We start from the raw sequence: 11,493 nt of genomic DNA, 5'->3' as shown, positions 1-11,493 counted from the left end.
GCGAGCGAGACCGGTCACAGCGGCCGGTTCTTGTCGCGGTCGGGTGCGCGCCGCTGCGGCGCCAGCAACACGATGGACGCCAGCGGCCAGAGCGCGGACTCGATCAGCGGCGCGATGAACAAGGACCACCCCGGAAAGGCCGCCCCCGCCATCAACCGCACCAGCAGCGAAACGGCGTGCGCAGCCACAAACAAGGGCAGGATCTGCGCGGCCTGCGAGGGCACCGTGAACCACAGCAGGCGGCGGTGCACCGTGATGGCGAAGAAGCTCAACAGCGTGTAGGCCAAGGCATGCTGACCGAGCAAAGCGCCCTGATGCACGTCCATGAACAGGCCAAACAGGAAGGCCGCCCCCACGCCCACACGACGCGGCTGGTGCACGTTCCAGAACACCAGAGTGACGGCCAGAAGGTCGGGCATGCCCGCCCAGCGCCCCCATGGCAGCATGTTGAGCAGGAACGCGACCAACAACGAGAACCAGATGAAGACCGGGTTGACCGGGAGCAGCAAGGTGCTGCCGCGGGGCATCATGGCTGACTCCTGGAGACACTGACGGCCTCGGCGGCCGGATCGGCCGCTTCGGACTCCGGCCGGGGAGGCAAGCCCGCCGACAGGGGTTGCAACAAGAGCACATGCCGCGAGCTGTCCGGTTGGGCCAGCGGTTGCAGCGTGATGCGGGCAAAGGCCGAATCCGCACGACGGTCAACCCTCACCACCTTGGCCACCGGCACCCCTGCGGGGTAAATGCCATCCAGACCAGAGGTTTGCAACTCGTCGCCCGCCTGCACGTCGGCGTTGCCCGCCATGAAACGCAGCTCCATGCCACCGGACTGCGGCAAGCCATAGGCCACGCCACGGTGCTGGGTGCGCACATTGACCACAGGCACGGCGGCATCCTTGTCGGTGACCAGGGTCACTTCAGCCGTGACGGGATAGACCCGCGTCACCTGCCCCAGCACCCCCCGTTCATCGATCACGGGTGCGCCCAAGGTCACCCCATGGCGACGGCCCTGGTCGATCACGACCTTGCGCGTGTAGGGGTCGGGGGCGTCGTAGAGCACCTCGGCGGCCAGCGTGCCCACCTCGATGCGGGGGCGCAGACCCAACAACTCACGCAGCCGCGCATTCTCGCGCTCCAGCTGCACCATGCGGGTCACGCGCTCGGCCTGCTGGGCCAATTGCTGCTGCGAGCGCGCCTGCAGGGCGCGCGCCTCTTCCACGCCCGCCAGGTAATGGCCCGCCATCTCCCACGCGCGAACCGGCGCAAGCAACACGCTCTGCACAGGTTGCAAAAGGGTGGCGGCGGCTGCGCGCAGCGGCTGCGTCATCTTCCAGCGGGCATCGGCCACCATCAGCAAAATGGCCAGCGCCGAGAAAAACAGCAGACGCGTGAACGCCGAAGGCCCCTGCTTGAAAAAAGGGGGCGGCGTGCGATCCAGCGTGGCCAGCGGCATGAAAGCAAACGGACCCGAGGGTCCGTACATCCTTCGAGTGGGTTATTCGGAGGTGAAGATGCTGCCCAGGCGGTCCATGCGCTCCAGCGCCAGGCCGCAACCGCGCACCACGCAGGTCAGCGGGTCTTCGGCCACGTGCACCGGCAGGCCGGTTTCCTCGGCCAGCAGACGGTCAAGGTCGCGCAGCAGCGCACCACCACCGGTCAGCATCATGCCGCGCTCGGCGATGTCAGCACCCAGCTCGGGCGGGGTCTGTTCCAGCGCGTTCTTGACGGCCGACACGATCTGGTTGAGCGGATCGGTCAGCGCTTCCAGGATCTCGTTGGACGAGATGGTGAAGCTGCGCGGCACGCCTTCAGACAGGTTGCGACCCTTGACTTCCATTTCCTTGACTTCGGAGCCGGGGAAGGCGCTGCCAATTTGCTTCTTGATGGCCTCGGCGGTGGGCTCACCGATCAACATGCCGTAGTTGCGGCGGATGTAGCTGATGATGTGCTCGTCGAAACGGTCACCACCGACGCGCACACTGCCCTTGTAGACCATGCCACCCAGCGAGATCACGCCCACCTCGGTGGTGCCGCCGCCGATGTCGACGACCATGGAGCCCGACGCTTCGGAGACCGGCAGGCCGGCACCGATGGCGGCGGCCATGGGTTCTTCGATCAGGTAGACCTCGGAAGCGCCGGCGCCCAGCGCCGATTCACGGATGGCGCGGCGCTCGACCTGGGTCGAGCCGCAGGGCACGCAGATGATGATGCGCGGCGAGGGCTTCAAGACCGAGCGCGGGTGCACCATCTTGATGAACTGCTTGAGCATCTGCTCGGTGACGGTGAAGTCGGCAATCACGCCGTCCTTCATCGGGCGGATGGCCTCGATGTTGCCGGGCACCTTGCCCAGCATGGCCTTGGCCTCGGCGCCGACGGCCTGGATGGTCTTCTTGCCGTTGGGCCCGCCTTCGTGACGGATCGAGACGACCGAAGGCTCGTCGAGCACGATGCCCTTGTCACGCACATAAATCAGCGTGTTGGCCGTGCCCAGGTCAATGGCCAGGTCGGTGGAAAAATACTTGCGAAACATGCCGTACATGCGGTGAACTCCGATGGGGCCCACGCCAACAGCCCGGCCCCGCATGCGGATGACACACGCACACGGCAACACAGACAAAGATGACGATGGCCCGCTGTTAGGTGAGACCGGCGCCACAGCGGCGACCTGTGCAAGGTTCGCAACACACCGCAACGCCTGTCCGAAAATCTGGCAAACCCCCGGCCAAACCACCTTGACCAACCCTGGACAAATGTGGTTTGTGGATAACCTACGATAATACCTTATGGCCTGCCCGTTGACGGGCAGTGCAACCGTCTGTTACCCCTGGAAAAACCATGGCCCTGACCTCTCAAGACGTCAGCCGCATTGCCCAACTCGCCCGCCTTGAACTGCGCGACGACGAACAGGCTGCGATGCTGACCCAGCTCAACGAGTTTTTCGACATCGTCGAGAAAATGCGTTCGGTCGACACCTCGGGCGTCGAGCCGCTGTACACCCCGCTGTCCGCGATCGAAGACGTGACCCTGCGCCTGCGCGCGGATGCCGTCACCGAGTCCAACAACCGCGAGGCCAACATGGCCAATGCCCCCGCCCAGGATGGCGGCCTGTTCCTGGTGCCCAAGGTGATCGAATGAGCGCGCTGCATGATCTGACCCTGGCCCAGCAGAGCCAGGCCCTGGCCTCGGGCCAGACGACCTCCGTGGCCCTGACCCAGCATGCGCTGGACCGCATCGCAACCCATGCCGACCTGGGCGCCTTCCTGCACGTGGACGCGGCCGGCGCGCTGGCCGCTGCCGCCGCCTCGGACGCCCGCCGTGCGGCCGGCCAGACGCTGGGGCCGCTCGATGGCGTGCCCGTGGCGCACAAGGACATCTTCGTCACGCAGGACCAGCCCACCACGGCCGCCTCGAAGATGCTCAAGGGCTACCAAAGCCCGTTCGATGCCACCGTGGTGGCCAAACTCAAAGCCGCCGGCACCGTGTCGGTGGGCAAGCTCAACTGCGACGAGTTCGCCATGGGCGGCGCCACCGAGAACTCGGCCTATGGCGTGGCCCACAACCCCTGGATGCGCGCGCAGATCGCGGGCGGCTCCTCGGGCGGCTCGGCCGTCGCCGTTTCGGGCCGACTGGTCAGCGGCGCCACCGGCTCCGACACCGGTGGCTCGATCCGTCAACCCGCTGCGCTGACCGGCATCACCGGCATCAAGCCGACCTATGGCCGCTGCTCGCGCTTCGGCATGATCGCGTTTGCCTCGTCGCTGGACCAGGCCGGCCCGATGGCCCGCACCGCCGAAGACTGCGCTCTGCTGCTGCAGACCATGAGCGGCTTTGACGAGCGCGATGCCACCAGCGCCCAGCAGCCCGTACCCGACTTCGTGGCCGCGCTAACGACGCCGCGTGCCGGCGCCACCGCTGACCAGCCTTTGACCGGCCTGCGCGTGGGTGTCCCCAAGGAATTCTTTGGCGAAGGCGTCAGCGCCGACGTGCTGGCCGCCAACCGCGCCGCACTGGCGCAACTGGAGAGCCTGGGCGCCACGCTGGTGGACATCAGCCTGCCACGCACCGAGCTGTCGATCCCGGTGTACTACATCATCGCGCCGGCCGAGGCCTCGTCCAACCTGAGCCGCTATGACGGCGTCAAGTTCGGCCATCGTGCAGCCAAGTACGGCGATCTGAACGACATGTACCGCAAGACCCGCGCCGAAGGCTTTGGCGCCGAGGTCAAACGCCGCATCATGATCGGCACCTATGTGCTGTCGCACGGCTATTACGACGCCTACTACCTGCAGGCCCAAAAACTGCGCCGCATGATCGCCGACGATTTCCAGGCGGCCTTCCAGGTGTGCGACGTGATCGCCGGTCCGGTGTCGCCCACGGTGGCGCGCCCGATTGGCTCGTCGACCGACCCGGTGCAGGAATACCTCGCCGACATCTTCACCCTGCCCGCTTCGCTGGCCGGTCTGCCGGGCATGAGCGTGCCCTGTGGCTTTGGTGAACATGCGCTGCCTGTGGGTCTGCAGTTGATCGGCAACTACTGGCAAGAGGCGCAGTTGCTGCACACGGCGCACGCCTTCCAGCAGACGACCGACTGGCACCAGCGCGCCCCGGCTGCCCTGGGTTGATGCAACGAGACGAGACACACACCATGAGTTCCCCCCTGATCCGTGGCTACGAGGTCGTCATCGGCCTGGAAACCCACGTGCAACTGTCCACCGCGTCGAAGATCTTCTCGGGCGCATCCACCCAATTCGGTGCGGCGCCCAACACGCAGTCGTGCCCGGTGGACCTGGCCCTGCCCGGCACCCTGCCGGTGATGAACGAAGGCGCCGTGGAGCGCGCCATCGAGTTTGGTCTGGCCGTGGGGGCCCATGTGGCCCCGCGCTCGATTTTTGCGCGCAAGAACTATTTCTACCCCGATCTGCCCAAGGGCTACCAGATCAGCCAGTACGAGATCCCGGTCGTGCAAGGCGGCTCGGTGAGCTTCTTCGTGGACGACAAGCCGTTCACGGTGCGCCTGGTGCGCGCTCATTTGGAAGAAGATGCCGGCAAATCGCTGCACGATGACTTCGAAGGCTTCAACGGCGAGAAATCGTCGGGCATCGACCTGAACCGCGCGGGCACCCCGCTGCTGGAGATCGTGACCGAGCCGGACATCCGCTCCAGCAAGGAAGCGGCCGAGTACGCGCGCGCCCTGCACACCCTGGTGGTGTGGCTGGGCATCTGCGACGGCAACATGCAGGAAGGCTCGTTCCGCTGTGACGTGAACGTGTCGGTGCGCCGCCCTGGCGCCCAACTGGGCACGCGCCGCGAGATCAAGAACCTCAACAGCTTCAAGCACATCGTGCAGGCGGCCGACTACGAGATCAACTGGCAGATCGACGAGCTGGAGGACGGCCGTGCCATCGAGCAGGCCACCATCTTGTTCAACCCGGACACGGGCGAGACGCGCGCGATGCGCACCAAGGAAGATGCGCACGACTACCGCTACTTCCCGGACCCCGATCTGCCACCGCTGGTGATCGCGCCCGAGTGGATTGAGCGCGTGAAGGGCCGCATGCCCGAGCTGCCGCGCGTGATGGCCGAGCGCTTCGTGAGCGGCTACGGCCTGCCCGAATACGACGCGACGATGATGACGCAGTCGAAGGCCTTTGCCGCCTTCTTCGAAACGGCCGCACAGGCGTGCCAGCAACCCAAGCTGGTGTCGAACTGGCTGATGGGTGAGGTGTCACGCCGACTGAACGCGGCCGAGCAGACCATCGAGCAATCGCCGATCAGCGCCACACTGCTGGCCGCGATGATCTCGCGCATTGCCGACGGCACCATCTCGAACAACGGCGCCAAGCAGGTGTTCGAAGCGCTGTGGAGCGGCGAAGGTGCAGGCGCCGATCAGGCACGTGTGGACGCCGTGATCGACGCCAAGGGGCTCAAGCAGATGAGCGACACCGGCGAGCTGGAAAAGATCCTCGACGACATCCTGGCAGCCAACGCCAAGTCGGTCGAGGAGTTCCGTGCTGGCAAGGAGAAAGCCTTCAACGCCCTCGTGGGTCAGGCCATGAAAGCCACCAAGGGCAAGGCCAACCCGGCCACCGTCAACGAGCTGCTCAAGAAGAAGCTGGCTGGCTGAAGCCGCTCAGCGGACCACCGGGGTGCTGGGCACCCCGGATGCCTTGGGCAAGGTGGGCATGGGCACGGTCCCTGGCTGGGCCCCAGCCCACATCTGGCGCAGGCGCCACAACTCGGCGTCGTAGATGGCGTTCAGGCGCACCATCTCGGCACGCTGCTGCTGGATGATGTCGCGCTGCGCCTGCTGTTGCGCATCATTGGCCTCGATCTGGGTGCGCAGCTTGGCCGGCAGGCGTTTGCCTTTGTAGAACTCGGTTTCCGCATCCAGCGGCTTGCGCTCGGCACGCAGGTCTTGCAAGCGCCTGTCCGACAAGGCAATGCCTTTGAGCAAGTCGTCCATCGCGGCCTCGCGCGCCTTGTTGTGCGCGGGCTCGTTGGGAAAGCGCATCAACAGGTTGCGGTCGCGCCGCACGGCATCCTTCTGTGCGGCCTCGGCCAGCGCCTGCTCACGCTTGCGCGCCTCGGCCTGGGCGCGCTCCTCTGCGCTCATGCGCGGCTGAATCACCGTGCGCACCGAGCCATCCTTGTTGAGCACACGCTGCTCGCGATCCAGACACTCGTGGATCACGCGGTCTGAGGTCAGGCGCTTGCCCGTGCCATCGATGCAGGTGTAGATGGCCCCGGTGCTGGACTTCGTTTGCGCCCAAGCGCTGCCCGTACCGCCTGCCACCAGCCCCGCCCACACGAGCACCGACCCGAGGGCCAAAGCACGAGGGGAGCGAGCGGCAATCAGGGGGCACTTCAACATGGCGACTCCGGCGAGGACGGCGCGCGCAGCACCGACGTACTCATCATAAAACGCGTCAGACCCCGTAACGTTGACGGTAAGCGAGCACCGCAGGGTGAAACGCCGTCAGGGCGGGATCGGACTGGGTTTCGAGATAGCGCAGCAGGTCGCCCAGGGTGGCGATGGCCACAACCGGCAGACCGTAGTGCTGCTCGACCTGCTGGACCGCGCTCTCAGCGGCGTCCTGGCCGTTGGCGGTGGCCTTTTCCTGGCGGTCGAGCGCGATGGTGACACCGCAGGGGGTGGCACCGGCCGCCTTGATCAGCTCGATGGACTCGCGCACCGAGGTGCCTGCCGAGATCACGTCGTCGATGATGAGAACACGGCCCTGCACGGGCGCGCCCACCAGGGTGCCGCCTTCGCCGTGGTCCTTGGCTTCCTTGCGGTTGTAGGCGAAGGGCTTGTTGTGACCCAGGCGGGCCAGTTCGATCGACACGGCAGCGGCCAGGGTGATGCCCTTGTAGGCCGGGCCGAACAGCATGTCGAACTGCAAACCGGACTCGATCAGGCGGCGTGCATAGAATTCAGCCAGGCGGCCCAGTTTGGCGCCGTCGTCGAACAAGCCGGCATTGAAGAAATAGGGCGACAGACGCCCGGCCTTGGTCTTGAACTCTCCAAACCGCAGCACCTGGGATTGCACCGCAAAGGCCACGAAGTCCTGAGCGAGTGTGTCGTTGGCAGGGGTGTTGCTCATGATGAATGGTGTCTCGTGTTTCGTCTGGTCTCTCTCAACCTCAACGGCGTCCGCTCGGCGGCAACCAAAGGGCTGGTGCCCTGGGCTGAAAGTGTTTCAGCCGATTGTATGGGTGTGCAAGAGCTGAAGGTGCACGTGGACGACATGCCGGCGCCATTGAAGAGCATTGCCGGTATGAATGGGCATTTTCATCACGCCGAGAAGAAGGGGTATTCCGGGGTGGGGATGTACACCAAGCACGAACCCTCGGACGTGATCATCGGCCTGGGTGAGGCCGACCCGAGCGGCGAGTTCGACCCCGAGGGGCGCTATGTGGAGCTGCGCTTTGACAAGCCGGGACGCAAGCTGTCGCTGATCAGCTGCTACTTTCCCAGTGGCTCCAGCAGCGACGAGCGCCAGCAGGCCAAGTTCCGCTTTCTGGACATGATCGAGCCGCACCTGGCGCGCCTGCGCGAGGACCGCGAGTTCATCCTGATCGGCGATGTGAACATCGCGCACAAGGAAGTCGACCTGAAGAACTGGAAGGGCAATCTGAAGAACAGTGGCTTCCTGCCCGAGGAGCGCGCCTGGATGACCAAGCTGCTGGACCCAGCTGGCCGCACCCGGCTGGTGGACGTGTACCGCCATCTGCACCCCGACACGACGGAAGAGTGCTACACATGGTGGAGCAACCGCGGCCAGGCCCGCGCGAAGAACGTGGGCTGGCGCATTGACTACCACTTGGCCACGCCCGCACTGGCCGAGACGGCCCGACAGGCGGCGGTGTTCAAGGAACAGTGGTTCAGCGACCATGCGCCGCTGACGGTGGATTACGACTTCAGCCTCTGACCACGCAGGGCAGACGCACCGAGCGTCCGCCCTGCCCCATCCGCTTGAACTTCAGGCCCGCGCATCACTCGTGAAGCCATCCGATGGGCACAGGTCACGGCACACATAACCAATCAGTCTTAATATAGACTGATCAGTATGCGCAGGGAAATCCCTCCTCGCACCCCGGCCCCACGGCAGTGTCTTGCGCCCGTCCACCTGAAAGAGCCCGCCATGAAACTCTCCGCGACCTGCTTTGCGACCCTCGCGCTGGCCAGCGCCTGCGGACTTGCTCACGCTCAAGCCGACTTTTACCGTCGGGCCATCGCGCCGAACGTGACGGAGGGTGGCACGGTGGGCGCCGCCGTGCTGGTCGGCCCGCGCTACAGCGGCTCGGATGAAACGCGTGTGCGCATGTTGCCCAGCATCGATTACCAGTGGCAGAACGGCTGGTTTGCCGGCGCACTGAACGGCATCGGATACAACGCATCCAAGCAGGCGGACAAGGCGTATGGCGTGCGCGTGACGGCCGATTTCGGTCGCAAGGCGCATCGCAGCGAGGCGTTGCGGGGCTTGGGCGACATCGATCCCCGCCCTGAGTGGGGCGCATTTTTCAACATCAGTCCGATGCGTGGACTGACGCTGAGTTCATCGCTGCGCCACGGGAGCGGCAAAGATCGCGACGGTCTGCTGGTCGATCTGGGCGCAGGCTGGAGCGTCCCCCTGACCCCAAGTCTGCGCCTGGGAGCCAACCTGGCCACCACCTGGGCCAATGCCGCCTACATGCAGTCGTACTACGGCATCGATGCAGCACAGTCCCTGCGCAGCGGCTATGCCAGCTTCAAGCCAGACAGCGGACTCAGAGATGTGCGCCTGGGCACCTCACTGGTCTATCGCGTGAGCCCAACTTGGGTCTTGACGGGCTCCCTGACCCACACCACGCTGCTGGGCGATGCGCGACGCAGCCCCATCGTGCGAGACGAAGGCAGCCTGTCCACGGTGCTCGCGGTGGGCTACAGTTTCTGACCGGCAAACCGTGGGGGCGGGCGGCGCCAGCCCTAGGTCACCCGACCGCGCCAACGACCTCGATGCGATTCTTGCCATTTTTCTTGGCCGCATACAGCTGCTGATCCACGGCCTCGATGAAGCTGGCGGGATGGCGAGATGCGTCGGGCACAACGGTCCCCACCCCCACACTGACGGTGACGCATTGGCCATGCGGTGAGTCGGCATGGACGATCGCCTGCTTGTGGATGAGGCGCTGGCAGCGCTCGGCAACCTTCTTCGCCACCGTGGCATCGGCCCCCGGCAGCAAGACGATGAACTCCTCACCGCCAAAGCGCGCGACCAGGTCGCGTGGCCCATCGAGCGCCAGACTGAGTGTCTGCGCGATGTCCACCAGGCAGCGGTCCCCTCGGATGTGACCGTACAGATCGTTGTACTGCTTGAAGTAATCGATGTCGAACAGCAGAACGGACAGGGGCTGGCGCAGTCGGCTGGCACTGCCCCACTCCAGTTCGAAGCTGGCATCGAAGCGCCGCCGATTGGCGATGTGGGTCAGACCATCCTTGAAAGACAGGTCCTCGAGCTCCTTCTGCAGGGCCAGGAGCTTTTCTTCGGTCTTCTTGCGCTCGCTGATGTCGAACATGAAACCGATCAAGGCCTCGACCTCGCCCAGGTCGTTGCGCACGACATGCACCACGTCGCGGATCCAGACGTAACCGTTGTCCTTGGTCAGGGCACGATAGTCGGCCTCGTGGTCCACCCCTGCCTGGGACTGGGCGACACAGAAGTTGACCACGCGCTCGCGATCGTCCGGATGCATGCGCGTCGCCCAGTCTTCCACGGTCATCCAGCTTTGCGGGCTCCAACCCAGCAAGGCCTCGATCTGAGGGCCGATGTAGGCAAACTGCTTGGATGCCCAATCGATCTTCCACGGAATGGCCTGGGTCGACTCCAGCAGGGTGCGGTACACCGCATTGTCATCGTCGAGCGCACTCAAGACAGGCATGGTCCCTCATCTCCCTGTTCATCAGATAATGCCGAGCGGGCTGGCTCCCAAGCCAAGGTGGCGAGCGTTCACCGCCCATGCCACGCCACGACAAGGCGTTGGGGCATGTTAGCAGTCCATGCGATCAAGCGATCACGCGGTCACACTGAGGACCGTACCGACGCGCTGACCGAGATTGTTGACGCTGGCAGGGGACGGCGTCGACATCCACGCGGGTGGGGGCATGGATGCGGGAAGGAGAGGGGCCCTCGTCACTTCGGCATCGGCCGCAGAGGGTGCGGGGGATGCCTCCGTGATCCCGGAGGTGAAGGTGACGAGCTTGTCCTGGGCCTGCCCTGCATCGGCCAGCGCCTGGGTGGCGCGGCTGTCCAGCCCGCGCGCATTGGCTTCGGCTCGGGCGGCTTGTTGCCAGGCATCGCGCGCCTGAAGTTGGAGCTTGTCGGCGGTCTGCTGGGCACGCTCCGCTGCCTGGCGCAAACGGGCGACGGTGGGCTCCTGAAAGCTGGCGCGCATCAGGTTGGCCGAGGAGGAGATGGCAAGCGTGGTCATGACAACAACTCGGACTCCGCGCCGAACAAGCTCCTCAGGCGCGCAACGAGAGCGACCGTTCGCGCATGGCATCGGTGGTGGTCAGCGCCGACACGCCCGCTTGCTGCATCGCTGCGTACGTCGCCGCGCTCTGAGCCGCCATGCTGGCGCGGTCGTTGACGGCAGCCTGTGCCTGAGGCGCCGCATCGCTGGGTGTGACCGGCTGCATGCTGGCCGTGGTCTGCGCCAGCACGGTGCGAGAGGCGGAATCGGCCAGACGGCTCTGCATGGCCATCCAGCCCGCATCTTCCATGGACTGCGCGCCCGTGTTGTCACGGCGCTCGGCCACCACGTCGGCCGAGCGAGGCACCATGCCGTCGGCGCGCCGCTGCGCCGCCTCGGTGCGGGCCTGCATCATGGCGCGGAGATCGGATGGACCCGTTGCATTCTGGATGGCCAAGGACATGGCACCACCTCCATTCAAGGTTCGCGAGCCACGGCGCACCAAAGCCGCATCAGCGGCCAATGTCACACGTTGATCAC

The 11,493-nt window shown here is 65.4% G+C and carries 13 protein-coding genes; 5 read left to right on the top strand and 8 right to left on the bottom strand.

All coding sequences use genetic code 11. The annotated features are described in order from the left end of the window. Nucleotides 1–14: 14 nt before the first annotated feature. From mreD to WIT60_RS01585, 3 genes are read right to left on the bottom strand one after another with little or no spacing between them, the layout of a single operon-like run. Nucleotides 15–530 carry a rod shape-determining protein MreD gene (gene mreD, locus WIT60_RS01595; protein ID WP_339582196.1) on the bottom strand — a complete coding sequence of 172 codons (516 nt, stop codon included), beginning with the start codon at nucleotides 528–530 and terminating at the stop codon, nucleotides 15–17. Then, nucleotides 527–1,483: a rod shape-determining protein MreC gene (gene mreC / locus WIT60_RS01590; RefSeq protein ID WP_339582195.1), complete on the bottom strand. Its 957-nt coding sequence runs from the start codon at nucleotides 1,481–1,483 to the stop codon at nucleotides 527–529. The genes mreD and mreC overlap by 4 nt, the downstream gene beginning before the upstream one ends. 12 nt (nucleotides 1,484–1,495) lie before the next feature. Next, on the bottom strand, nucleotides 1,496–2,539 hold the full coding sequence (locus tag WIT60_RS01585) for a rod shape-determining protein (RefSeq protein WP_339582194.1): 1,044 nt from the start codon (nucleotides 2,537–2,539) through the stop codon (nucleotides 1,496–1,498). A gap of 296 nt (nucleotides 2,540–2,835) precedes the next feature. On the opposite strand from WIT60_RS01585, the gene gatC reads away from it, so the two are divergent. Genes gatC through gatB form a run of 3 tightly spaced genes read left to right on the top strand, consistent with a single transcriptional unit; the run spans nucleotide 2,836 to nucleotide 6,124 of the window. Continuing rightward, nucleotides 2,836–3,135, top strand: a complete 300-nt coding sequence (gatC, locus tag WIT60_RS01580; protein WP_339582193.1) for an Asp-tRNA(Asn)/Glu-tRNA(Gln) amidotransferase subunit GatC — start codon at nucleotides 2,836–2,838, stop codon at nucleotides 3,133–3,135. Continuing rightward, nucleotides 3,132–4,622, top strand: coding sequence for an Asp-tRNA(Asn)/Glu-tRNA(Gln) amidotransferase subunit GatA (gene gatA, locus WIT60_RS01575; RefSeq protein ID WP_339582192.1), 1,491 nt, complete (start codon nucleotides 3,132–3,134; stop codon nucleotides 4,620–4,622). The genes gatC and gatA overlap by 4 nt, the downstream gene beginning before the upstream one ends. Nucleotides 4,623–4,645: 23 nt before the next feature. Beyond that, complete coding sequence (gatB, locus tag WIT60_RS01570; RefSeq protein WP_339582191.1) at nucleotides 4,646–6,124, top strand: Asp-tRNA(Asn)/Glu-tRNA(Gln) amidotransferase subunit GatB; 1,479 nt, start codon at nucleotides 4,646–4,648, stop codon at nucleotides 6,122–6,124. Between the two features lie 6 nt (nucleotides 6,125–6,130). Here the strand turns inward: gatB and WIT60_RS01565 are convergent, their stop codons facing one another. Both WIT60_RS01565 and pyrE read right to left on the bottom strand, forming a co-directional pair. Next, the gene (locus tag WIT60_RS01565; RefSeq protein WP_339582190.1) at nucleotides 6,131–6,871 is read right to left on the bottom strand and encodes a hypothetical protein; all 741 of its coding nucleotides are present in this window, start codon (nucleotides 6,869–6,871) and stop codon (nucleotides 6,131–6,133) included. A 55-nt stretch (nucleotides 6,872–6,926) separates the two neighbouring features. After that, nucleotides 6,927–7,604, bottom strand: a complete 678-nt coding sequence (gene pyrE / locus WIT60_RS01560; protein WP_320365385.1) for an orotate phosphoribosyltransferase — start codon at nucleotides 7,602–7,604, stop codon at nucleotides 6,927–6,929. 15 nt (nucleotides 7,605–7,619) lie between these two features. Between pyrE and WIT60_RS01555 the strand changes: the two genes are divergently transcribed. After that, the gene (locus tag WIT60_RS01555; RefSeq protein ID WP_339582189.1) at nucleotides 7,620–8,432 is read left to right on the top strand and encodes an exodeoxyribonuclease III; all 813 of its coding nucleotides are present in this window, start codon (nucleotides 7,620–7,622) and stop codon (nucleotides 8,430–8,432) included. A gap of 213 nt (nucleotides 8,433–8,645) precedes the next feature. Then, nucleotides 8,646–9,437, top strand: coding sequence for a MipA/OmpV family protein (locus tag WIT60_RS01550; RefSeq protein ID WP_339582188.1), 792 nt, complete (start codon nucleotides 8,646–8,648; stop codon nucleotides 9,435–9,437). Between the two features lie 37 nt (nucleotides 9,438–9,474). Here WIT60_RS01550 and WIT60_RS01545 read toward each other — a convergent pair whose 3' ends face one another. The 3 genes from WIT60_RS01545 to WIT60_RS01535 all read right to left on the bottom strand — a co-directional run bounded on the left by WIT60_RS01545 (nucleotide 9,475) and on the right by WIT60_RS01535 (nucleotide 11,416). Continuing rightward, complete coding sequence (locus WIT60_RS01545) at nucleotides 9,475–10,422, bottom strand: GGDEF domain-containing protein (RefSeq protein ID WP_339582187.1); 948 nt, start codon at nucleotides 10,420–10,422, stop codon at nucleotides 9,475–9,477. A gap of 132 nt (nucleotides 10,423–10,554) precedes the next feature. After that, nucleotides 10,555–10,971 carry a hypothetical protein gene (locus WIT60_RS01540; protein ID WP_339582186.1) on the bottom strand — a complete coding sequence of 139 codons (417 nt, stop codon included), beginning with the start codon at nucleotides 10,969–10,971 and terminating at the stop codon, nucleotides 10,555–10,557. A 34-nt stretch (nucleotides 10,972–11,005) separates the two neighbouring features. Continuing rightward, nucleotides 11,006–11,416, bottom strand: coding sequence for a hypothetical protein (locus WIT60_RS01535; RefSeq protein WP_339582185.1), 411 nt, complete (start codon nucleotides 11,414–11,416; stop codon nucleotides 11,006–11,008). Between the last annotated feature and the right edge of the window lie 77 nt (nucleotides 11,417–11,493).

The organism is Aquabacterium sp. G14, assembly GCF_037482285.1.
Lineage (GTDB): Bacteria > Pseudomonadota > Gammaproteobacteria > Burkholderiales > Burkholderiaceae_C > Aquabacterium.
Note: the sequence above shows the minus strand (reverse complement) of the source record. Positions and strands in the feature narration are given on the sequence as shown.

Bases quoted from the DNA above. Each gene is read 5' to 3' on its own strand.
- gatC (WP_339582193.1), top strand. From the start codon at position 2,836: ATGGCCCTGACCTCTCAAGACGTCAGCCGCATTGCCCAACTCGCCCGC.
- WIT60_RS01565 (WP_339582190.1), bottom strand. From the start codon at position 6,871: ATGTTGAAGTGCCCCCTGATTGCCGCTCGCTCCCCTCGTGCTTTGGCC.
- gatB (WP_339582191.1), top strand. From the start codon at position 4,646: ATGAGTTCCCCCCTGATCCGTGGCTACGAGGTCGTCATCGGCCTGGAA.
- WIT60_RS01585 (WP_339582194.1), bottom strand. From the start codon at position 2,539: ATGTACGGCATGTTTCGCAAGTATTTTTCCACCGACCTGGCCATTGAC.
- WIT60_RS01540 (WP_339582186.1), bottom strand. From the start codon at position 10,971: ATGACCACGCTTGCCATCTCCTCCTCGGCCAACCTGATGCGCGCCAGC.
- gatA (WP_339582192.1), top strand. From the start codon at position 3,132: ATGAGCGCGCTGCATGATCTGACCCTGGCCCAGCAGAGCCAGGCCCTG.
- WIT60_RS01545 (WP_339582187.1), bottom strand. From the start codon at position 10,422: ATGCCTGTCTTGAGTGCGCTCGACGATGACAATGCGGTGTACCGCACC.
- WIT60_RS01535 (WP_339582185.1), bottom strand. From the start codon at position 11,416: ATGTCCTTGGCCATCCAGAATGCAACGGGTCCATCCGATCTCCGCGCC.
- pyrE (WP_320365385.1), bottom strand. From the start codon at position 7,604: ATGAGCAACACCCCTGCCAACGACACACTCGCTCAGGACTTCGTGGCC.
- WIT60_RS01550 (WP_339582188.1), top strand. From the start codon at position 8,646: ATGAAACTCTCCGCGACCTGCTTTGCGACCCTCGCGCTGGCCAGCGCC.
- mreD (WP_339582196.1), bottom strand. From the start codon at position 530: ATGATGCCCCGCGGCAGCACCTTGCTGCTCCCGGTCAACCCGGTCTTC.
- mreC (WP_339582195.1), bottom strand. From the start codon at position 1,483: ATGTACGGACCCTCGGGTCCGTTTGCTTTCATGCCGCTGGCCACGCTG.